16 protein-coding genes and 1 riboswitch are annotated in these 21,230 nt (G+C 64.4%); of the genes, 7 read left to right on the top strand and 9 right to left on the bottom strand.

Annotated elements, in window-relative coordinates:
* Nucleotides 1-3 precede the first annotated feature (3 nt).
* Nucleotides 4-1,179: an aspartate aminotransferase family protein gene (locus D5125_04205; GenBank protein QFY88740.1), complete on the bottom strand. Its 1,176-nt coding sequence runs from the start codon at nucleotides 1,177-1,179 to the stop codon at nucleotides 4-6.
* A 346-nt stretch (nucleotides 1,180-1,525) separates the two neighbouring features.
* Between D5125_04205 and D5125_04200 the strand changes: the two genes are divergently transcribed.
* A complete protein-coding gene (locus D5125_04200; GenBank protein QFY91052.1) occupies nucleotides 1,526-3,997 on the top strand; it encodes an FtsX-like permease family protein in 2,472 nt (823 codons plus the stop codon).
* A 217-nt stretch (nucleotides 3,998-4,214) separates the two neighbouring features.
* Here the strand turns inward: D5125_04200 and D5125_04195 are convergent, their stop codons facing one another.
* A complete protein-coding gene (locus D5125_04195; protein ID QFY88739.1) occupies nucleotides 4,215-4,769 on the bottom strand; it encodes a thioredoxin family protein in 555 nt (184 codons plus the stop codon).
* Between the two features lie 265 nt (nucleotides 4,770-5,034).
* Between D5125_04195 and D5125_04190 the strand changes: the two genes are divergently transcribed.
* The 3 genes from D5125_04190 (at nucleotide 5,035) to metF (ending at nucleotide 8,787) form a co-directional block, all read left to right on the top strand.
* Nucleotides 5,035-6,234, top strand: a complete 1,200-nt coding sequence (locus D5125_04190) for a methionine adenosyltransferase (protein QFY91051.1) — start codon at nucleotides 5,035-5,037, stop codon at nucleotides 6,232-6,234.
* 123 nt (nucleotides 6,235-6,357) lie between these two features.
* Nucleotides 6,358-6,435: riboswitch (S-adenosyl-L-homocysteine riboswitch) on the top strand.
* A gap of 16 nt (nucleotides 6,436-6,451) precedes the next feature.
* The gene (locus D5125_04185; protein QFY88738.1) at nucleotides 6,452-7,888 is read left to right on the top strand and encodes an adenosylhomocysteinase; all 1,437 of its coding nucleotides are present in this window, start codon (nucleotides 6,452-6,454) and stop codon (nucleotides 7,886-7,888) included.
* 77 nt (nucleotides 7,889-7,965) lie between these two features.
* A complete protein-coding gene (gene metF / locus D5125_04180; GenBank protein QFY88737.1) occupies nucleotides 7,966-8,787 on the top strand; it encodes a methylenetetrahydrofolate reductase [NAD(P)H] in 822 nt (273 codons plus the stop codon).
* Nucleotides 8,788-8,893: 106 nt separating this feature from the next.
* Here the strand turns inward: metF and D5125_04175 are convergent, their stop codons facing one another.
* From D5125_04175 to rplU, 7 genes are all read right to left on the bottom strand, one after another.
* Entirely contained in the window at nucleotides 8,894-10,207 is a 1,314-nt protein-coding gene (locus D5125_04175) for an extracellular solute-binding protein (GenBank protein ID QFY88736.1), read from the bottom strand.
* 139 nt (nucleotides 10,208-10,346) lie between these two features.
* A complete protein-coding gene (locus D5125_17350) occupies nucleotides 10,347-13,022 on the bottom strand; it encodes an EAL domain-containing protein (GenBank protein QPB72209.1) in 2,676 nt (891 codons plus the stop codon).
* Nucleotides 13,015-15,843, bottom strand: coding sequence for a PAS domain S-box protein (locus tag D5125_04155; GenBank protein QFY88735.1), 2,829 nt, complete (start codon nucleotides 15,841-15,843; stop codon nucleotides 13,015-13,017). Before D5125_04155 ends, D5125_17350 begins: the two co-directional genes overlap by 8 nt.
* A 193-nt stretch (nucleotides 15,844-16,036) precedes the next feature.
* A complete protein-coding gene (locus tag D5125_04150) occupies nucleotides 16,037-17,161 on the bottom strand; it encodes a glutamate 5-kinase (GenBank protein ID QFY88734.1) in 1,125 nt (374 codons plus the stop codon).
* Nucleotides 17,158-18,222 (bottom strand): Obg family GTPase CgtA, encoded by a 1,065-nt coding sequence (gene cgtA / locus D5125_04145; GenBank protein ID QFY88733.1) that lies wholly within the window; start codon nucleotides 18,220-18,222, stop codon nucleotides 17,158-17,160. The genes D5125_04150 and cgtA overlap by 4 nt, the downstream gene beginning before the upstream one ends.
* 64 nt (nucleotides 18,223-18,286) lie before the next feature.
* Nucleotides 18,287-18,547, bottom strand: coding sequence for a 50S ribosomal protein L27 (rpmA, locus tag D5125_04140; GenBank protein ID QFY88732.1), 261 nt, complete (start codon nucleotides 18,545-18,547; stop codon nucleotides 18,287-18,289).
* Between the two features lie 11 nt (nucleotides 18,548-18,558).
* A complete protein-coding gene (gene rplU, locus D5125_04135; GenBank protein QFY88731.1) occupies nucleotides 18,559-18,870 on the bottom strand; it encodes a 50S ribosomal protein L21 in 312 nt (103 codons plus the stop codon).
* Nucleotides 18,871-19,048: 178 nt separating this feature from the next.
* On the opposite strand from rplU, the gene D5125_04130 reads away from it, so the two are divergent.
* From D5125_04130 to D5125_04120, 3 genes are all read left to right on the top strand, one after another.
* Entirely contained in the window at nucleotides 19,049-19,492 is a 444-nt protein-coding gene (locus tag D5125_04130) for a transcriptional repressor (protein ID QFY88730.1), read from the top strand.
* A gap of 249 nt (nucleotides 19,493-19,741) precedes the next feature.
* Nucleotides 19,742-20,950, top strand: a complete 1,209-nt coding sequence (locus tag D5125_04125) for a DUF3391 domain-containing protein (GenBank protein ID QFY88729.1) — start codon at nucleotides 19,742-19,744, stop codon at nucleotides 20,948-20,950.
* Nucleotides 20,951-20,953: 3 nt separating this feature from the next.
* Nucleotides 20,954-21,178, top strand: a complete 225-nt coding sequence (locus tag D5125_04120; protein QFY88728.1) for a hypothetical protein — start codon at nucleotides 20,954-20,956, stop codon at nucleotides 21,176-21,178.
* The last annotated feature ends 52 nt before the right edge of the window (nucleotides 21,179-21,230 follow it).

Raw genomic sequence — 21,230 nt, 5'->3', positions numbered from 1 at the left:
TCCTCAGGGGGTCAGAAAGGCGCGGATCAGGCGGGTCAGCCGGTCGCTGAGCAGCTGAATGTCGGCATCGCTCAGGTTGAGCGGCGGCAGCAGTCGCACCACCCGCTCGGCGGTGACATTGATCAGCAGGCCCTGCTCCAGGGCCTGGGATACCAGCTCGGCACAGGGCCGATCCAGCTCTATGCCCAGCATCATGCCCTGGCCGCGTATCTCCAGCAGGCCATCCAGGTCGGCCAGGCCCTGGCTCAGGGCCTGCTTGAGGCGCTCGCCGCCGACGGCGGCCCGGGCCGGGATATCCTCGGCCTGCATGATTTCCAGCACGGCCAGGGCGGCGGCGCAGGCCAGGGGGTTGCCGCCGAAGGTGGAGCCATGGCTGCCCGGGCCGAACAGTTGCGCCGCCTCGCCCCGGGCCAGACAGGCACCTATGGGTACCCCATTGCCCAGGGCCTTGGCCAGGGTCAGCACATCGGGCTGGATCGGCGTGTGCTGATGGGCGAGGAATTTGCCGCTGCGGCCCATGCCGCACTGGATCTCGTCGAACATGAGCAGCCAGCCCTGCTGGTCGCAGATCTGGCGCAGGGCGGGCAGATAGTCGGCGCTGGGGATATGCACGCCGCCCTCGCCCTGGATCGGCTCCACCAGCACGGCGCAGATATCGTGGCGGATCTCGGCGGTTTTGCGCAGTGCCTCGGGGTCATCGAAGGGTACCCGCACAAAGCCCTGCACCAGGGGCTCGAAGCCGGCCTGGGCCTTGCGGTTGCCGGTGGCGCTGAGGGTGGCCAGGGTGCGGCCGTGGAAGCTGTGCTCCATGACGATGATGGCCGGGCTATCGATACCGCAGGCGTGGCCGTGCTTGCGTGCCAGCTTGATCGCCGCCTCGTTGGCCTCGGCCCCGGAGTTGCAGAAGAAGGCCCGCTCCATCCCCGTAAGCTCGGTGAGTTGGTCGCCGAGCTGGCGCTGCAGGGGGATCTGATAGAGGTTGGAGGTGTGCAGCAGCCTGCCCGCCTGGGTACACAGGGCCTGCTGCACCGCCGGATGGGCATGACCCAGGCCACACACGGCAATGCCGGTGATGGCGTCCAGATACTCCCGCCCCTGGGTGTCCCACAGGCGCGCACCCTCGCCCCGCTCAAAGCCGACTGCAAGCCGGTTGTAGGTAGCCATCAGTGAGTCCGTCATGAGTCGGGGCCCCATAAAAGCAAAAAGGCAGTCCCTACGGACCACCTTAGACAGAAATGTTGATTTGGGTGGAAAGGGGCAACCTTACCCCCAAGCCTGCCGATGATCAATAGCCGTGCCGCAATTGTTGGCCCAACTGCCCTGGGTAGGGCGGGCTCCCAGCCCGACTGTCATCCGCAAGGGCGGCCAGGGCGCTGCAAATGGGTTGAATGCAGCGGTTAGACCGTCGGCTTGCATTGCTCTTGCGTCCAATTTCGTCAATCATGGGCCACAATCAAGGGGTGGCTTCTGCCTCTGGGTGGTAAATTGATCAAGCGGGGCCGGACAATTGACGAGATCTCATAGCATCTACACCGCCAGCCTCTGGTTCTGGCGCGCCCTGCGCCGAGGTGAATGGCTCTGGCTGTGGCTGGCGGTGGTCATCGCCAGCAGCAGCGTGGTGCTGGTGGAACAGCTGGCGCGCAGCGTGCATCACAGCATGTTGGCCAAGGCCGCCGAGGCCCTGGCCGCCGACCTGGTGCTCAGCAGCAGCCGACCGCTGCCTGTTGATCTGCGCCAGCAGGCCCAGCGGCGCGGTCTGCAGGTGGCCGAGTCCATCGAGCTGACCAGCATGCTCCTGGCCAATGACCAGTTCCAGCTGATCCGCCTGCGCGGTCTGGATCGGCCCGATCCCCTGCGCGGCCAGCTGCGCACCGAGCAGGGCCTGGGCCTGGCCGATCTGGCACCGGACCAACTGCTGGCGGATCAGCAGCTGCAGGGGCTGCTGGACCTGGAGCGTGATAGCCCCCTGCAGCTGGGTAACCAGACCCTGCGCGTGGGCGACTGGCTGACCGGCAGCGACCCCCTGTTCACCAGCTTCAGCGCCTTCGCCCCGCTGGCGCTGCTGCCCCTGGAGCGACTCAAACAGCTGGGACTGATCGGCCCCGGCAGCCGGGTGACCTATGCCCTGAGCTTCGCCGGCCCGGCGGCGGCCATCGCCGCCTGGCAGCGCCAGCTGCAACAGCGCCTACAGCCCCATTGGCAACTGCGCAGCGCCAGCGCGCCCAATCCCGACATGGAGCGCTCGCTGAATACCGCCTGGACCTTTCTCGACCTGTCCGCCCTGGCCACGGTGCTGGTGGCGGGGCTGGCGATTCTGATCGCCAGCCGCTATTACCTGCAACGCTGGATCGCCTCCATGGCCCTGATGCGCGCCGCCGGGGCCTCGGATCGCCAGCTGCGGCTGCTTTTCGCCAGTCAACTGAGCTGGCTGGCGCTGCTCGGCAGCCTGGTCGGGGTACTTCTTGGCCTGGCCCTGTTTCAGGCCATAACCCCTTGGCTGGCTGATTATTTCGATCCGCTGATCCAGCCCCCGCCGGGGCGTGCCGCGCTGCTCGGCCTGGCCAGCGGCAGCCTGGCGCTGTGGACCTTCTCCTGGCCCGCCTTTCGCCAGGCCACCCAGGTCTCGCCGCTACAGGTGTTTCGCCAGATGCGCCCGGACTACAACCCCCTGAGCGCCCTGCTGGTCAGCCTGGTGTTGCTGATCCTGCTCATGGTGCTACTGCTCAGCGGCGGCCTGGTGGTCTGGGCCGCGCCCTCCCTGCTGCTGGCCGCCGCCGGGTTTTATCTGCTCGCCCTGGCCCTGCTTGCCGCCCTGCGCCGCCTGCAGCCCCTGAGCCGGGGCTGGCTGCGTCTGGCCCTGGCCGCCCTGGCCCGCGAGCCGGGGCTGGTCAAACTGCAACTGATTGCCCTGGGGCTGGTGATCTTTCTGCTCATCCTGGTCAGCTTCGTGCGCCAGGACCTGCTCAACGGCTGGCGCGACTCCCTGCCGCCGGACACGCCCAATGTGTTCATGATCAATATCCAGCCGGATCAGCGCCCGGCGGTGCGGCAATTGCTGGCGCAACAGGGTCTGGCCCCGGAGTTGGTGCCGGTGGCGCGGGGCCGCCTGCTGGCGGTGAATGGCAAGGCGCTTGAGGTTGGCCAACAGCGCACGCCACGGGCCAAGCGCCTGTTGCAGCGGGAGGCCAATGTCGCCCTGCTGGATCAGGTGCCCGAGCATAATCCGGTGATCGCCGCGCTGCCCCAGGCGCGGCGCCGGGCGGACCTGCCGCCGGTGAGCGTGGAGCAGGGCATTGCCGAGCTGTTTGGTCTGCAGCTGGGAGACGTGCTGCGGTTTGATTTCATCGGCATCCAGCGCGACTACCAGATCAGCGCCCTGCGCCAGGTGGAGTGGCAAAGCTTTCGGCTCAATTTCTTCTTCATCCTGCACGGCGAGGCGGCCCAGTCCCTGCCCCTGAGCTACATGACCAACTTCCACCTGGGCCTGTCGCCCCAGCAGACCGCGCCGCTGCGCCGCCAGTTGCAGGCCAGCGCCCCCGGCGTGGTCTGGATCGACGTGCAGGACATGATTCAGCGGGTGCAGGAGGTGATGGATCAGGCCGCCCTGGCGGTGACCCTGCTCTATCTGTTCACCCTGGCCTCCAGCTTCATCGTCATCTTCACCGCCACCCGCGCCGCCCAGCGGGGTCGGCTGCGCTCCTGGCTGCTGCTGCGCACCCTGGGCGCGGCCCAGGGCGATATCATCCGCATCGGCATGACCGAGTTTGCCCTGATCGGCCTGCTGGCCGGGCTGTTCGCCGCCCTGCTGGCGCAGCTGGCCAGCCTGCTGATCAGCCAATTCTGGCTGGAGCTGCCGGCCCGGCTCAACCCCCAGCTGTGGCTGGCCTCCCTCGGCCTGAGCGTCGCCCTGCTGCTGCTCATCGGCTGGCTGACCCAGCGCCAGCCCCTGCGCCAGACCCCCAAGCAGCTGCTGCAACAGCTGCAGGCGGATGCCTGAGTGGGGGAGGGCGGAAAAGACCGGATCGCAAAGGACGCAAAGCGTTCATCCCAGAGCGACTGCTCGCCCACCCTCAACTCTAAGGAGAGAGAGTCAAATCCCCCTTTTAGAAAGGGGGCAGGGGGGGCTTCAGCCCCGCGTAACTACCAGCGCCGGAATCCCCCTTTGATATGTTTAATGTTCCGGGGTACCGCTGCTCGCGCCAAGTCCGCTGGCCTCACTCCCGCCATTTGATCGAGCAACCCATGCTGGCAATCTGCTCGGCCGGACCCTGGCCGCTGGCGGCCACCTGCTTCATTGCCTCAAACAGGTCACGGCGGCTGCCCTCCGGGGCGGTTTCCTTGCGGCTTGCGTCCAGCTGGCCACGGTATTGCAGTCTCAGTTCGGCGTTGTAGCCGAAGAAGTCCGGCGTACACACGGCGCCGTAGGCCTTGGCGACTTCCTGGCTCTCATCGAGCAGGTAGGGGAAGGGGAAGCTGAATTGCCGGGCGATTTTCTTCATGTTGTCGAAGCTGTCCTCGGCGTACTCGCTGGGGTCGTTGGACATGATGGCCACCGACTTGATGCCGTGCTCCAGCAACTCGCGGGTGTCGCGCACCATGCGCTCGCGGATGGACTTGACGTAGGGACAGTGGTTGCAGATGAACATCACCAGCAGGCCGCGCTCGCCCCGGCATTGCTCCAGGGTCCAGTTGCGCCCATCGACGCCGGGCAGGTCAAAATCCAGGGCGGGTTGGCCGAAATCACACACGGGGGGTTGTAGGGATACCATGCAGATGCTCCTGTGTTTGAATCTTAAGTAAACCGCAGATTACGCCGATTATCACAGATTAAATAACCTGTTTTCATTGTGTTAGATTGATCTTGGCAGTCACCTGCCGGGTGCGTTGGCGTGCTTGACAAACCGAGCGGAAGATCTGCGTAAATCCGTGAAATCCGCGGTTAATGCCGCTTTTCCGCTCCGCATCAGGGGTTCTCTGTCGCCGTGACAAAGTAGTAGAATGCCCGACCGATTTCAAACCAATCAGGACAGCCAGATGGCCAAAGACTTTATCTTCACCTCCGAATCCGTCTCCGAAGGGCATCCCGACAAGATGGCTGATCAGATCTCCGATGCCATACTCGACGCCATCCTGGAGCAGGACCGCCAGGCCCATGTGGCCTGCGAGACCCTGGTCAAGACCGGCGTCGCCATCATCGCCGGTGAGATCACCACCAGCGCCTGGGTGGATCTGGAAGATATCGTGCGTCAGGTGATCCTCGGCATCGGCTACAACAGCTCGGACGTCGGCTTTGACGGTGCCACCTGCGCCGTGCTCAATGCCATCGGCAAGCAGTCCGGTGACATCGCCATGGGGGTCAACCGCAAGAGCCCGGAGGAACAGGGGGCCGGTGACCAGGGCCTGATGTTCGGCTACGCCACCAACGAGACCGATGCCCTGATGCCCGCCGCCATCCAGTACGCCCACCGCCTGGTGGAGCGCCACACCGATATCCGCAAGAAGGGCGTGCTGCCCTGGCTGCGCCCCGACGCCAAGAGTCAGGTCACCCTGCGCTACGAAAACGGCAAGCCGGTGGGCATTGAGGCGGTGGTGCTCTCCACCCAGCACAACCCGGAGATCAGCCAGAAGGATCTGCACGAGGCGGTGTACGAGACCATCATCCAGCCGGTGCTGCCCAGCGCATGGCTGGCCGCTTGCCCGCGTGACAAGGTCCACATCAACCCCACCGGCCAGTTCATCATCGGCGGCCCCCTGGGCGACTGCGGCCTGACCGGGCGCAAGATCATCGTCGATACCTACGGCGGCATGGCCCGCCACGGCGGCGGTGCCTTCTCCGGCAAGGACCCCTCCAAGGTCGATCGCTCCGCCGCCTATGCCGGCCGCTATGTAGCCAAGAACATAGTCGCCGCTGATCTCGCCGAGCGCTGCGAGATCCAGATCAGCTACGCCATCGGCGTGGCCGAGCCTACCTCCATCAGTGTAGATACCTTCGGTACCGGCAAGATCGACGACGCCCAAATCGAACAGTTGGTACGCCGCCACTTCGACCTGCGCCCCTACGGCCTGATCCAGATGCTGGATCTGATCCACCCCATGTACCAGCGCACCGCCAGCAATGGCCACTTCGGTCGCGAGCCGGAGGCCGTGACCGACAGCCAGGGCAACAGCTTCACCGCCTTCAGCTGGGAAAAAACCGACAAGGCCGCAGCCCTGAAGGAGGACGCCGGGGTTTAAATCCAAGACAGGGACGCAGAGGACGCAAAGTAGCGCAAAGAACGCAAAGAAAATTAGGTATATAACAAACTCTGCGTGCTCTGCGCTTCTCCGCGATCTCTGCGTCCCAAAATCTCCAACAACCCGCCCGAGGGGCGCTGCAGCGGTTTGATCCGTCAGGCTCGGTGGGGTTGTCTTTTTGATCAACGGCGCTCAACACAACTTCCAGGAGCTTCAGATGAATGCTGTGTTGAACGATAACTTTACCGATTTCAAGGTCGCCGACCTCGCCCTGGCCGATTGGGGGCGTAAGGAGATCCGCATCGCCGAGACGGAGATGCCCGGCCTGATGGCGATTCGCGCCAAGTACCGCGAAACCAAGCCCCTGGCCGGGGCGCGTATCACCGGCTCGCTGCACATGACCATCCAGACCGCCGTGCTGATCGAGACCCTGGTGGATCTGGGTGCCCAGGTGCGCTGGTGCTCCTGCAACATCTTCTCCACCCAGGACCATGCCGCCGCCGCCATTGCCGCCGCCGGCATACCCGTCTATGCCTGGAAGGGCGAAACCCTGGAGGAGTACTGGTGGTGTACCGAGCAGGTGCTCAACTGGCCCGGTGACCAGGAGCCCAACATGATCCTCGACGACGGCGGCGACGCCACCCTGCTGGTACACAAGGGGGTAGCCTATGCCAAGGCCGGTGCCGTGCCCGAACCCCAGGCCAGCGACCCGCACGAACTCAAGGTGATCCTCGCCGTGCTCAAGCGCAGCCTGGGCGAAGACCCCCAACGCTACCAGCGCATGGCCGATTCCATCCGTGGCGTCACCGAGGAGACCACCACTGGCGTACACCGCCTGTACGAGATGTTCAAGAAGGGCGAGCTGCTGTTCCCGGCGATGAACGTCAACGACTCGGTGACCAAGTCCAAGTTCGACAACCTCTACGGCTGCCGCGAGTCCCTGGTGGATGGTATCAAGCGCGCCACCGACGTGATGATCGCCGGCAAGATCGCCCTGGTCTGCGGCTACGGCGATGTGGGCAAGGGCTCGGCCCAGTCCCTGCGCGGCCTGGGGGCCACCGTCTGGATCACCGAGATCGACCCCATCTGTGCCCTGCAGGCGGCCATGGAGGGCTACCGGGTGGTCACCCTTGAGGACGCCGCGCCCCTGGCCGACATCTTCGTCACCACCACCGGCAACAAGGACATCATCACCCACGACCACATGGTAGCGATGAAGGATCAGGCCATCGTCTGCAACATCGGCCACTTCGACAACGAGATCGATATCGCCAGCGTCGAGAAATACGAGTGGGAGAACATCAAGCCCCAGGTGGACCACATCATTTTTCCGCCCATGAATGGCAAGCCAGCCAAGCGCATCATCCTGCTCGCCGAGGGCCGCCTGGTGAATCTGGGCTGCGCCACCGGCCACCCCAGCTTCGTCATGTCCAACTCCTTCTCCAACCAGGTGCTGGCGCAGATCGAGTTGTTCAGCAAGACCGACGAGTACCCGGTGGGGGTCTATGTGCTGCCGAAAAAGCTGGACGAAGAGGTGGCCCGGCTGCACCTGGAGAAGATCGGTGCCAAACTGACGGTGCTGACCCAGGAGCAGGCCGACTACATCGGCGTACCCGTGGAAGGCCCCTACAAGCCCGATCATTACCGTTATTGATCAAGCCCCCAGCGGCCAGCCGTCAGCAGCCAGCCTTTGGTCTGCTGGCCGCTGGCCGCTGACGGCTGGAGGCTCCCATGTTCAGTATTGAATTGTTTCCGCCCAAGACCGACGCCGGCATGGAGAAACTGCAGGCGGCGGTGGGCGAGTTGCTACCCCTGGGGCCAGAGTATGTCTCGGTCACCTACGGTGCTGGCGGTTCTACTCAGGGGCGCACCTTCGCCACCGTCGATTGGCTGGTCAGTCAGGGGGTGGACGCCGCGCCGCATCTGTCCTGTATCGGCTCGGATCGCGCTGAGATCGGGGCCATTCTCGACCGTTACCAACAGCAAGGCATACGTCGCCTGGTCGCCCTGCGGGGTGATCTGCCCTCCGGTGCCGGGCTGGGTGGGCTGGGCGAGTTGCAGTATGCCAACGAACTGGTGGCCTTTATCCGCCAGCGTCACGGCGACTGGTTCCACATCGAGGTGGCGGCCTATCCCGAGACCCACCCCCAGGCCAGCGGTGCCGAGGCCGACCTGCGCAACTTCCAGCGCAAGGTGCAGGCCGGTGCCAATGCCGCCATCACCCAGTATTTCTACAACGCCGATGCCTATTTTCACTTCGTTCGCCGTTGTCGCGCCATCGGCCTGGACCTGCCCATAGTCCCCGGCATCATGCCGATCAGCAACTACAGCCAGCTGGCCCGCTTCTCCGATGCCTGCGGCGCGGAGATCCCGCGCTGGATTCGCAGGCAGCTGCAAGACTGTGGCGATGACCTGGAGCGCATCCGCGCCTTCGGCCTAGAGGTAGTGGTCGATCTGTGCCAACGCCTGCTCGACGGCGGAGCCCCCGGCCTGCACTTCTACAGCATGAATCAGGCCGGACCGACGCAGGCGATCCTCGGCCGCTTGAGCTGAGCCCTGAGCTTACTGTGAAACATCCGTGGCAAATCGCGAGTCCCGAGTCCCGGAGCCGCCAAGAGATGTTTCATGTTCCGGGGTGGCGCTGTCCGCTCCATGATCGTTAGGCCAACACAAACTCACGCCATTTGTTCAGGCTGTATTCGTAGTCGTCCAGCACCGTGTTCCACACCGCCAGGTTCTCGAAACGGGTCTGGTAGGAGCCGCCGTTGCGTACCGTGCCGGGCTGTACCGAGACCCGGCCGTCGGTGCCCGGCAGGGGCTCGGTGGCGGGTTGGCCTGCATACCAATAGTCCCACTCGGCCTGGCTCATGAAGGCCCGCGAGCGCTGCGGATTGGAGATGTAATAGCCCTGGCGGGCGATAAAGGCCCCCGGCCAGCCCGACAGCCACCAGTTCATGTAGGCGTAGGCCGCCTCCTGCTGCTCCCCCTGGGTGGCGCTGGATAGACACATGACCCCGTGCCAGGCGCGGTAGCCCTCCTTGGGCGCGGCGTAGATGCAGGGGATGCCCATGCCGTTGAGGCTGCTGGCGGCGGGCGAGAACATGCTCTCGATCACCACCTCGCCGGAGGCCATAAGCTCGATGGAATGGGGTACCGAGGTCCAGACGCCACGGAAATGGCCACGCCGCTTGAAGTCCATGACAATGGCAAACAACTGGTCGATCTCCACCCGGCTCATGGCCCCCATGTCGGCAAACTCCATCAGCCCCTGGCTCTGCACCGCCAGGGCCAGGTCGTAGATGCCGATGCTCGGCTCGTTGGTGATCGCCACCCGGCCGAGGTGGGTCGGCTCCAGCAGCCAGCCCCAGCTTTCCGTCTCATAGGGCGTGCCCCTGGGGATGATGGCGCTGTTGTAGCCGAAGGAATCGGCATTGTGTACATAGGGCAGAAAGCTGATTGCCTCGCTTGGCTGCGGCCCGAGGCGGCCATCGGCCTGTACATAGAGCAGCTTGTAGGGGGCATCGCCGCTGCCCAGGCGGGCCTTGGGGCTGATGCGGCCGCGCTTGGTCAGGTCGTTGATCTCGTCCCAGTAGCGTAGCCGGTTGATGTCGATGGGCTGGATGGCATTGGCCTGCCAGAGCACCTTGAGACTGTTGGACCATTGTTCGTAGAGATCGAAGGAGGCAGGGTCGGTGGAGGCCTGGAGCAGGATCTCGGCATCACCGCCGGGAGAAAACTCGATCTGGATGCCCAGATCGCGCTCGGCTTGCTGGCGCAGCACCTCCTGCAGGGTAACGTGGGTGCCCAGCACGCGCAGGGTGGGTGGGCGGTTGACCGCCTTGATGATGGACGGAAAGCCCAGGGCGGCCACGGTCGCGGCCCCCTGCTTGAGAAACCCGCGCCGCCCCGGCTGGGTCGGCGCGGCCTGGGTCTGGACATAAGCCCCTGGCTTGTTAGTGGCTGTTATGGACATGGCAGCAGACCCCGATAGATGCAAGGTGGTGACGGATGCTAACGCACATGCAACCCCCCCCTTTTGCAAAGGGGGAGGCCAACTCCCCCCCCCTTTTTTTTCAAAGGGAGGGCCAACTCTTAGCCAGCGCTCGGTGCCCCTAGACCAACTCCTCGTCCCGCAGGCGCTGGCACCAGCCCCGGTGCCAGTCGATCAATTGTTCGGCGGGCATGGGCCTGGCGATGAAATAGCCCTGGGCTATGCGGCAGCCGCTGTTACGCAGAAAATCCCAGTCCTCCCGGTCCTCCACCCCCTCGCCCACTACCTCCATGCCGATCTGCTGGCCCATGCGCAGGCTGGCCTCGTAGATGGCCTGTTTGGTGGGGTCGTTGCGGGCACCGTGGACAAAGCTGCGATCGACCTTGAGCTGATCAAAGGGCAGGTCACGCAGTTGGCTGAGGGAAGAGTGGCCGGTGCCGAAGTCGTCGATGGACAGGTGGAACTTCTTCAGCCGCAGGCGGGTGAGAATGTCCAGCACCGTGAGCCGATCGCGCATCAGGCGGCTCTCGGTCACCTCCAGGATGATGCGCTCCGCGCCCAGCCCGGCCTGTTCTACCTGACGCGCCAGGCGGTCGGGCAGGTCCAGATCGCCCAGATTATCCATCGAGACATTCACCGCCAGGCGCAGGTCCAGCCCCTGGGCCAGCCACTGTTGCGCCTGGACCAGGGCCTGATCCAATACGCACCGGGTCAGCTCCTCGATCAGGCCATGGGCCTCGGCCAGGTCGATGAAGCGGTCGGGAAACACCAGGCCATCCTGGGGGTGACGCCAGCGCACCAGTGTCTCCACGCCGATCCAGTCACCGCTGCGCAGCTCGATCTTGGGCTGATAATGGTTCTCCAGCTCACCGCGCTGGATGGCCTGGCGCAGGTGCTCTGCCGTGTAGCGCGGCCCATCTGGCCGGGCGCGCTGGCCGCTTGACTGGCTCGGCGCTATGCGTTGCAGCAGGGGTAGCAGGGCCGCCTGGGTCACCGGCTTGGACAGGCTGCCGGCCACCTGCAGGCCCTGGGCGGTGATCAGGGTACTGGCCGCCTGCAGGGTACGGCCATCCTCGCCGCTGATCAGGACAATGCCACCGGTGTAGTGCTGCTCGGCCAGTTTGCGGGTGAACTCCACGCCATCCATCTCCGGCATGTTCAGGTCGCAGATGAGCAACTCAAAGGGAGCCTTGGCCTGACTCATCCGCGCCAGGGCCTCGCGTCCGGTGTTGGCGGTGACCACCCGGCGCACGCCTATGCCTTGCAGCAGGGCGCGCAACTGGCACAACAGCACGGGGTCGTCGTCCACCACCAGGATGGACAGGGCCATCTTTTCATCGGCGGGACTGGCCGTAACCGCCGTCTCCGGACTGGCCAGGTAGCCCTCCACGGCTTGGCGTACCTGCTCCAGCTGCCTGCCCAGCTCGGCCAGCAGGCCCTCCTGCACCCTCCCCTGGCGGCCCTGCCGCTCCAGGGTCTCGGCCAGGCGGGCGTAGCGCAGGGCACCCACGGTACGGGCCGAGGATTTTTGCTTGTGCATCTCCTGGGCGATGGCCGCGGCCCCGCCAGACCCTGCCTGGAGCTGCGCCAGGCCTGAGCTGGCGCTGTCCAGGAAGCTTTGCAGGATCTCCGCGCACAGGCCGCGCTCCTGGCTGCCCAGCAGGCCGTACAGCTGGGGTATGTCCAGCACCGGGTCCAGGCTCTGATCCTGCACTGGCGGGCTGGACTCGGGCCCTGGCGGCGCTGCGGGTGGCGTCTCGCCCGGGCCTTCGCCGGTGGCCGGGGAGGGCAGCCAGCGGGCCATCAGGTGGCGCAGTTGCTCCAGGTCCACCGGCTTGGCCAGGGCATCGTCCATGCCCGCCTCGCGGCAGCGGTGCAGCTCTTCCGAGATGGCGGCGGCGGTGATGGCGATGATCGCCGGGCGCTTGTCGCCGGCCTGCTGACGGATGTTGCGCGCCAGTTGGCAGCCATCCATGCGCGGCATGTTGAGATCGGTGAGGATGATGTCGTAATCGGCCTTGCGCCACTGCTCCAGGGCGGCCTGGCCATCGCCCGCCACGTCCGCTGGGTAGCCGATGCGCCGCAACTGGTTTTTTAGCAGAATCTGATTGGCCGGGTGATCCTCCACTATCAGTACCCGTGTCGGCCGATCCGCCGGGTCGGCCGGGGGCCGGGCCTCCTGCTCGGCCTCTGCCCTCTGGCCCTGTTGTTGCGCCAGGTCCAGCATCTGATTGAGCAGGTCGAGCAGTTGCTGGCCGGCCTGGGTGATCTCGCGGGCGTTGTTCAGGGCCATGTCGGCCTGCCCCGGCTGCATCTCGATCAACTGGGCGTAGCCCAGGATGGCGTTCAGCGGGGTACGCAGTTCATGGCTGACACCGGCCAGGAATTGGCTCTTGGTGCGGCACTGCTCCTCTGCCTGCCTGAGTTCGCCGATATCCCGGAAGATACAGAGGAATACCTGCCTGGCATCGAGGGTCTGGGCCATGACGGTGACCCGTACGTCCATCAGGCTGCCGTCCCGACGCCGATGACGGGTGATGAAGTCGTCACGCCCCTGATGCTTGATCTTCTCCACCCTGGCGCGGGTCTGCTGCGGGGTCTCCAGCAACTCGTAGGCGGAGATCGGGGTCTGGCGGAACTGCTCGGCGCTGTAACCCAGCTGGGCACAGGCGGTGTGGTTGAAGAACAGGGGCTTGGTGGTATCCGGGTCGAGTATCAACACGCCATCGGGCAGCATGTCGAACAGGGCCTTCCAGGGCGGCTGTCGGCCTTGCATCAGGGGGTTGTGGTCAGTCATGCGGGGCGCTCCCTTGGCCATCGAGATGCCGCTCCAGGCTGGCCAGCAGGGCGGGGATGTCGATGGGCTTGGTGAAATAGTCGTCGAAACCCGCCGCTCGGCCCTGTTCGGCATCCCCCATCATGGCGTTGGCGGAGATGGCGATGATCGGCAGGTCCCAATTGGCCGGATCATCGCGCAGGGCGCGCAGGGCGGCGTAGCCACTCATTCCCGGCAGGTTGATGTCCATCAGCACCAGGGCCGGGCGTTGTTGCGCGATCATCTGCATGGCCTGTTCGGCGGAATCGGCCTCGCACAGGGCGTAGCGGCCATCGGCGGTGATGATCTGCTGCATCAGGCGCCGGTTCATCGGGTTGTCCTCTATGTGCAGGATCAGCGGCCTGGCCTTGGCGGCATCCGGCTGCGGGCCGGTCTGCCGCTGCCTGGCCATCTCCTCGACGGCCTCTGCCTGCGGCGGCTGCGCGGCCTCGGCCTGGGGCAGGCGAATCCAGAAGGTGCTGCCCTGGCCCTGGGCGCTGGTAAAGCCGATGTCGCCGCCCATGGCCTCGGCCAGGTGTTTGCATACCACCAGGCCGATGCCGCTGCCCTCTATGGTGCCGCGCTCGGCACCGAGCCGGTCAAAATAGCCGAATACCCGCTCGCGTTTGTCCTCGGCAATCCCCAGACCGCTATCCTGCACATAGATGAACACCTGCTCCGACTCGCGCTTGCAGTAGATGCGCGCCTCTCCCTGGGGACGGTTGTACTTGATGGCGTTGGTCAGTAGGTTGATCAGCACCTGGCGCAGGCGCATGTGGTCGGCCTGTACCACGCAGGGCGGCTGCCCAGGCGTCATGCCAAGCAGGCGGATGCCGCACTCGCGGGCCATGGGCTCGACCAGCTTTAGGGCATCGGCGACCACCTGCTGGACCTCCACCGGCTCTGAAGACAGTTGCAGCTTGCCCGATTCGATACGCGCCAGGTCGATGAGGTCGTTGATCAGACCAAGCAGGTAGTGACCGGCCCGTTCGATCTCCTGGGCGTGCTCGCGGCTCTCCGCGCTGAGCTGCTCGTCCATGCCAAACAGCTGGGCAAAGCCGAGAATGGCATTGAGCGGGGTGCGCAGCTCATGGCTCATGCTGGCAAGAAATTCGCTTTTTGCCCGATTGGCCGCCTCGGCCGCCTCCTTGGCCGCATGCAGGGACTGCTCCATCGCCTTGCGCTCGCCGATATCGGTGAACACGCCGATGTAATGCAGCGGTCGGCCCGAGTCGTCGCGTACCTCGGTGATGGAGAGTATCTCGGGATAGACCTCGCCATCCTTGCGCCGGTTCCAGATATCGCCGCGCCAGAAGCCCTGGGCGCGGATGCCCTGCCACATCTTGCGATAGAAGGCGGCATCCTGACGACTGGATTTAAGGATTCTGGGATTTTGCCCCAGCACCTCCTCGGCGGCGTAGCCGGTGATCTCGCTGAAGGCCCGGTTGACCAGGATGATGCGGCCGCTGGCATCGGTGATGGTGACGCCCTCATGGCTCTTTTCAAACACCGTTGCCGCCAGGCGCTGCTGCAACTCGGCGTCCTTTTCGTGGGTAATGTCCTCATGTACCCCGAGCAGGCCCACCACGGCACCCGCCGGGTCCAACAAGGGAACCTTGGAGATGCGTAGCCAGTAGGGTCTGCCCTCGGCGTCTATGCGTTCTGCTTCCTGGCCCAGCTGCCCCTGGCCGGTGCGCATGATCTGGCGGTCGTCGTTGCGCACCTGTTCGGCAATGGCCGACCAGCCCAGATCGAAGTCATTGGCCCCCACCACCTCGCTGGGGCCTTGCTTGCCGGCATCCCGGGCGAAGGGGCGGTTGCAGCCCAGATAGGTGAGCTGGCGGTCCTTCCAGAAGATGCTCAGGGGCACGGTGTCGAGTATGGTCTGCAGCATGTCCTGCACCGCCTGGGCTTCGATGGCGCGCAACTCGCCGCGCCGCCAGAGCAGATACAACCCGCCCAGCAGCAGGTCGAACAGCAGGCCTATGCCCAGCACCACCTCGGGCAACAGGGTGCGGCTTGCCGCCACCAGTTCCGCCGAGGGCCAGATTGTCAGCTGCCACTGGCAGTGGCCGCTGGCGAAGGGGATGCGGTTGACGACGTGGGCGTCGGTCTTTTCTGCCTGACCGTACTCAAACAGGGCCTGGCCGTTGCAGCCCAGCTGCATGCCAAAGTGCTCCTGCATTATCTCGTGGGCAAGCCCGGCCAGCAGTTGCTGAGTGTGAAAGCTGGCGATCAGATAGCCATCGGCACGCTCGTCATCCAGCCGCAAGGCGCGCACCAGGTCCATGCCGTTGCTGCCATCGGCCAGCTCCAGTTGCTTGCTGAACACCGGCAGGGCGCTGTCCTGGGCCGCTAGCAGCATGGCCTCGGTCAAGGGTTCGGGCCGGGATGGCCGGGGCAGGTTCGCACCCTCGGCCTCGTTCTTGGCCAGGCTCCAGCGCACCTGGCCCTGGCTGTCGCTCCAGCGCAGGCCGATGAAGCCCTCCGGCATGTCGCGCAGGTAGGCCTCGGCATCCAGCTGCCAGAGCTTGCGCGGCGTACCCCCGGCGGCCTCCCAGCGCCTGGCCATGCGGTCTATGGCGAATACCCGCTCATCCAGGGCCGCGTGGTAGCGCTGGCTCATCTGTTGCGCCTGGCCGCTGATGCGCTGATACAGTTGGGCCTGTTCACGCTGTTCGAGCAGATACCAAAGCCCCAGGTTGAAGCTGAACACCAGCAGCAGCAGGACAGACACCAGGCCCTGGCGGATCAGGGGGTGTTCGCGGGACAACTGAGCAATGGCGCTATAGACGGGCTGCATGGGAGTGGTCAATTGTGAAAAGCGAACCCGCAATGATACAGGGCATAGCTAGTAGGGCAATGGCTCCTAGATGACAGAAGGCAGAATTCGAGGGATAGAAGGGAGAGGTCAGAGGCTGCTGTGCGCCATTGGATTTAATCTGTCGCGCAGCGACACAAGAATCTGTCCTCTGTCCTCTGTCCTCTGTCTTCTGTTAGGCCAACACCAGATTATCGCGGTGGATCAGCTCGGCGTCGGCGACGTAGCCGAGCCGTTCGGCGATGCGGCTGCTGGGCTGGCGCTTGATGCGTTCCGCCTCTTCGGCGCTGTAGTTGACCAGGCCGCGGGCCACCTCCCGGCCGTTTTCATCCAGACAGGCCACCACCTCGCCACGGCGGAAGCTGCCCTCGACCCGCAGCACCCCCACCGGCAGCAGGCTCTTGCCGGATTGGCGCAGCACCTGCACCGCGCCGGCATCCAGGATCAGCCGACCGCGCACCTGCAGATGACCGGCCAGCCAACGCTTGCGCGCCGCCTCCGGCTCTTGACTGGGGATGATCAGGCTGCCCAGGTCTTGGCCCCTTGCGGTGCGCGCCAGCACCTGCGGCTCACGCCCGCCGACGATGAGGGTGGCGGTGCCGGAGCGGGCCGCCAGACGGGCGGCGCGGATCTTGGTGATCATGCCGCCCCGGCCCAGACCGGAGAGGGAGTCGCCAGCGACGCTGTCCAGTAAAGGATCATCGGCCCTGGCCTGGCCGATGAGCTGGGCTGTGGGATCAAAACGCGGATCGCGCTCAAACAGGCCGGACTGATCGGTGAGCAGGATCAGCAGGTCGGCCTCGATCAGGTTGGCCACCAGGGCTGCCAGGGTGTCGTTGTCGCCAAAGCGCAGCTCCTCGGTGGCCACGGCGTCGTTTTCGTTGATCACCGGCACCACGCCAAGGCGGAGCAGGGTGAGCAATGTGCCTCGGGCATTGAGGTAGCGGGAGCGGTTGGTCAGGTCATCATGGGTGAGCAGGACCTGGGCGGTGTGGCGGCCCCGACGCTGAAAACAGGACTCCCAGGCCTTGACCAGGCCCATCTGGCCGATGGCGGCGGCGGCCTGCAGCTCGTGCAGGGGCTTGGGCCTTTGCTTCCAGCCCATGCGGCTCATGCCCTCGGCCACGGCACCGGAGGAGACGATGACCAGCTCCACCCCGGCCTCGGCCAGGTCGGCCATCTGATCCACCCAGGGGGTCAGGGTGTCGCGGTCCAGGCCCTGGCCATCGGCGGTGAGCAGGGAACTGCCGATCTTCACCACCCAGCGGCGGCTATTGGCCAGGGTCTCGCGGCTGATCATGCCAGCGGGTCCCAGGGGGCATCGGGGTCTTCCGGTTGGCGACGTTCCGCCAGCCAGATGGCCTCCAGCCGCGCCATCAGATCCCGCAGCAGGGGCTCAAGGCCCGCGCCGGTAATGGCGGAGATGGAGTACAGCGGCCCCTGCCAGCCGATGGCCTGGGTCAGGTGCCGCAGCCGCGCCTGCCAGGCCTCGTCGTCCAGCAGGTCGGACTTATTCAGCACCAGCCAGCGTTCCCGGTCACAGAGGTCGGCACCGAATTTCTCCAGCTCCTCCAGCACCTGGCGGGCATCATCGGCGGGATCGTGTTCGTCCATGGGGGCCAGATCCACCAGGTGCAACAGCAGACGGGTGCGTGATAGGTGCTTGAGAAACTGTATGCCCAGCCCGGCACCCTCGGCGGCACCGGCCACCAGGCCGGGGATGTCGGCCAGGACAAAGCTGCGCCGCTCATCCAGGCGCACCACGCCGAGATTGGGATAGAGTGTGGTGAAGGGGTAGTCGGCCACCTTGGGCCGGGCGCTGGAGACCTTGTTGATCAGGCTGGATTTGCCGGCATTGGGCATGCCCAAGAGGCCGACATCGGCCAGCAGCATCAGCTCCAGATGCAGTTGTCGCCTATCCCCTGGGGTGCCGGAGGTGGATTGACGGGGGGCGCGGTTGGTGCTGCTCTTGAAGTGGACGTTGCCTATGCCGTGCTGACCACCGGCGGCCACCAGCAGGGCCTGACCATCGGCCAACACCTCGCCGATGATCTCGTCGCTGTCCAGATCCCGTACCCGAGTGCCTACCGGCACCTTGATGTGCAGGTCGCTACCCTTGCGGCCGGTGCATTGCCGACCCATGCCGTCCTGACCGCGCTGGGCGCGGTACTGGCGCGAGTGACGAAAATCCACCAGGGTATTGAGGCCCTCGTCACCGAGCAGATAGACGCTGCCGCCATCGCCGCCGTCGCCGCCGTCGGGGCCGCCCTTGGGGATGAATTTTTCCCGCCGAAAGCTGACGCAGCCATTGCCGCCGTCGCCGGCCTCGACCTTGATGATTGCTTCGTCAACAAATTTCATGGGGTTTCACGCAAAAAGCCCCGCCGGAGCGGGGCCCTTCAGCTGCCGTGGGATGATGCCTTGCCTATTCAGCAGGGACCACCTCGACAAACTTGCGCTGCTTGGCACCACGAGTGACAAAGCGCACCACGCCATCGGCCTTGGCGAACAGGGTGTGGTCGCGGCCTAGGCCGACATTTTCGCCATTATGGAAGCGGGTGCCTCGCTGACGCATGATGATGCCACCGGCGCGGATGGCCTGGCCACCGAAGACCTTGACGCCAAGGCGTTTGGATTCTGAATCGCGGCCGTTTCTGGAGCTGCCGCCGGCTTTCTTATGTGCCATTTCCTTCCCCTTTACCCGTTGATTTCGTTGATTTCAAGCTCGGTGTACCACTGCCGGTGACCCTGCCGCTTCATGTGGTGCTTGCGCCTGCGGAACTTGATGATCTTGACCTTCTTGTGACGCCCGTGGGCCTTGATGGTCGCGCTGACCCTGCCGCCGTCAACATAGGGGGTTCCCACCCGGATGTCATCGTCTTTGGCGAGCATCAGCACCTTGTCCAGCTCTACGCTGGCACCGGTTTCGGCGTCGAGCTTTTCGACTCGCACCGTGTCACCGGGCGCTACCCGGTACTGTTTGCCCCCGGTCTGAATTACGGCATACATAGCAGTTCTCCGCTTGTCCAGCGCGCCAGAGGCGGCTGAAACCCTTATCGTGAAATGAAAGAGGCGGGATTCTACCCGCAGCCTGCGGGTGGGTCAAATACCAATCTCAGGACGCAGGCTGGCCTTGCCGCCAAAACGCCACTAAACTGGCGGTCATTTCACCGATTGAGGATTGTCAATGTCAGAAGACGAACTGCGTCTGGCCGGGTTGCGCGTTACCGGACCCCGTCTCAAGGTGCTTGCTGTATTGGAGGAATATCAGGATAATCATTTAAGTGCAGATGATGTTTACCGTACCCTGCTAGAAGCGGGAGAGGATGTGGGCGTGGCCAGTGTCTATCGTATCCTGGCCCAGTTCGAGGCGGCCGGCATGGTCAAGCGCCTGGCATTCAACGCCGATCGCTCGGTCTATGAACTGGCCGATGAGGCCCACCACGACCACATGATCTGCAAGCACTGCGGTACCGTAGAGGAATTCTGCGATGCCGGACTGGAGACCAAGCTCGATGCCCTGGCCCAGGCCAGCGGCTTCCGCCCCCTGTACCACGACCTCAATCTGTACGGCATCTGCGCAAGCTGCGGACAGAAGACAGGGGACAGGGGACTGAGGACTGAGGACTGAGGACAGATTTTTGTGTCGCTGCTCGACGTTTTTCATACAAACGGCGCGCAGCGCCGCAACACGCTGTCCTTCGTCTTCTGTCATTTCACGCTCACGAAATTGGAAAAGGAGGGCTGAGGTCAGCGGACTGAGGTCAGAGGACTGAGAACAGATTTTTGCGGCGCTACGCGACGTTTTTAATAAAACGGCGCGCAGCGCCGCAATGCTCTGTCTTCTGTCTTCTGTCTTCTGTCTTCTGTCTTCTGAATTATGTCTGAAATCAAGGTTCCGATTGAAAAGGCCCAGGTGGGTATGTATCTGGTAGGCATAGATGTCTCCTGGATGAAGAGCCCCTTCTACAAGCATCGTTTTTTGCTCAGCTCCACCGACATGATCAAGCAGTTGGCCTCCTGCGGGGTCAAGCAGATCAGCGTGGACCGGGACAAGAGCACGTGCAGCTTTGACGGCGAGGAAAAAAAACCAGCCAAGGCCCCGCCACCGGCCAACCGGGAGCTGCCGCCGGCCAGCCTGAGCAAGGAGCTGAGTCACGCCAAGAACCTGCGCGTACAGTCGGTCAAACAGCTGGGGGTGATGCTGAATGGGGCCATGGAGGAAGGGGCAAGCATGGATGTCTCGGCCATGGCCAGTATCGTCGAAGAAACGCACAATTCCACACTGCGCAATGCACACGCCCTGATCAACCTGTTCCACCTGTCCAATCGCTACGATGACCTGGCCACCCATTGCTATGGAGTGATGAGCCTGGCCCTGATGCTGGGTCAACGCATGGATATGAGCGATGATGAGCTGTCCATGCTGGGCAGCGCCAGCCTACTGATGGACGTGGGCTGGTCGAGGTTGCCCACGCAACTGCTGAAAAACCTGGTGCCCTATACCGAAGATGAGTACGCCCAGGTGCAGACCCATGTGGACCTGAGCGTGGAGCTGTTGGAGTCGGCCGGGGTGGATAGCCAGATCATCGATCTGGTGGCCAAGCATCATGAACACCTGGACGGCAGCGGCTATTTCAGCCAGTACCGGGGCGCGGACGTGCCGCTGATGGCGCAGATCATGGCCCTGGCGGACCACTACGACAGCCTGATCAAGGGCTATTACGACTCCGGCCCGGTGATCCCGGCCACGGCCTTGAAGCAGATCTATCTGGCAGGTCAAAAGGGCAGCCACAGCATGGAACTCATCGAACTGCTGATCCAGCTGGTCGGCGTCTATCCCGTATCCAGCGCGGTACAGCTGGATACCGGCGAGAAGGGCCTGGTGACCCAGGTGAACTGGCGTGATGCCCTGCGCCCCAAGGTGCGTATCTTCTATTCCAAACAGGGCCTGAACCTGATGAAGCCCATGGATGTGGACCTGTATCAGAAAGACCGCTCCGATGGACGCAAGATCGCCAAGGTACTCGACCCCAGCGACCCACGGCAGGACCCCCAGGGCCTGCTCGGCTATAGCCTTGAAGGATGACCCATGGAGACACAACAGCTGACCTTTGGCGACTATCTCACCCTGGGTATCTCCGCCGTGGTGCTGTTGGTCTGGCTGGTGCTGCGCGTGCAGCGGGCGCTCAACCCCAACCTGGGCCGCCAGGGCCGCTGCGCCAAGACCACCGAGGTGCATGTGGGATTGGACCAGATCGGCCGACCGGCATTGGCCAAGGATAAGCGCGGGGACGCCGAGGGGGATAAGAAATAGGCTGGAGACTCCAGCCCCGCTGGCGTATCCTTATCGGCCAAATCCCAAGGCA

Origin of the sequence: gamma proteobacterium SS-5 (genome assembly GCA_009497875.2) — a bacterium.
GTDB lineage: Bacteria > Pseudomonadota > Gammaproteobacteria > Chromatiales > Chromatiaceae > Magnetovirga > Magnetovirga frankeli.
This window is presented reverse-complemented; position numbering and strand designations above follow the sequence as displayed.

What these genes read in the sequence shown, in the direction of transcription:
- D5125_04205 (QFY88740.1), bottom strand. Translation starts at nt 1,179, where the DNA reads ATGACGGACTCACTGATGGCTACCTACAACCGGCTTGCAGTCGGCTTT.
- D5125_04195 (QFY88739.1), bottom strand. Translation starts at nt 4,769, where the DNA reads ATGGTATCCCTACAACCCCCCGTGTGTGATTTCGGCCAACCCGCCCTG.
- D5125_04190 (QFY91051.1), top strand. Translation starts at nt 5,035, where the DNA reads ATGGCCAAAGACTTTATCTTCACCTCCGAATCCGTCTCCGAAGGGCAT.
- D5125_04185 (QFY88738.1), top strand. Translation starts at nt 6,452, where the DNA reads ATGAATGCTGTGTTGAACGATAACTTTACCGATTTCAAGGTCGCCGAC.
- metF (QFY88737.1), top strand. Translation starts at nt 7,966, where the DNA reads ATGTTCAGTATTGAATTGTTTCCGCCCAAGACCGACGCCGGCATGGAG.
- D5125_04175 (QFY88736.1), bottom strand. Translation starts at nt 10,207, where the DNA reads ATGTCCATAACAGCCACTAACAAGCCAGGGGCTTATGTCCAGACCCAG.
- D5125_17350 (QPB72209.1), bottom strand. Translation starts at nt 13,022, where the DNA reads ATGACTGACCACAACCCCCTGATGCAAGGCCGACAGCCGCCCTGGAAG.
- D5125_04155 (QFY88735.1), bottom strand. Translation starts at nt 15,843, where the DNA reads ATGCAGCCCGTCTATAGCGCCATTGCTCAGTTGTCCCGCGAACACCCC.
- D5125_04150 (QFY88734.1), bottom strand. Translation starts at nt 17,161, where the DNA reads ATGATCAGCCGCGAGACCCTGGCCAATAGCCGCCGCTGGGTGGTGAAG.
- cgtA (QFY88733.1), bottom strand. Translation starts at nt 18,222, where the DNA reads ATGAAATTTGTTGACGAAGCAATCATCAAGGTCGAGGCCGGCGACGGC.
- rpmA (QFY88732.1), bottom strand. Translation starts at nt 18,547, where the DNA reads ATGGCACATAAGAAAGCCGGCGGCAGCTCCAGAAACGGCCGCGATTCA.
- rplU (QFY88731.1), bottom strand. Translation starts at nt 18,870, where the DNA reads ATGTATGCCGTAATTCAGACCGGGGGCAAACAGTACCGGGTAGCGCCC.
- D5125_04130 (QFY88730.1), top strand. Translation starts at nt 19,049, where the DNA reads ATGTCAGAAGACGAACTGCGTCTGGCCGGGTTGCGCGTTACCGGACCC.
- D5125_04125 (QFY88729.1), top strand. Translation starts at nt 19,742, where the DNA reads ATGTCTGAAATCAAGGTTCCGATTGAAAAGGCCCAGGTGGGTATGTAT.
- D5125_04120 (QFY88728.1), top strand. Translation starts at nt 20,954, where the DNA reads ATGGAGACACAACAGCTGACCTTTGGCGACTATCTCACCCTGGGTATC.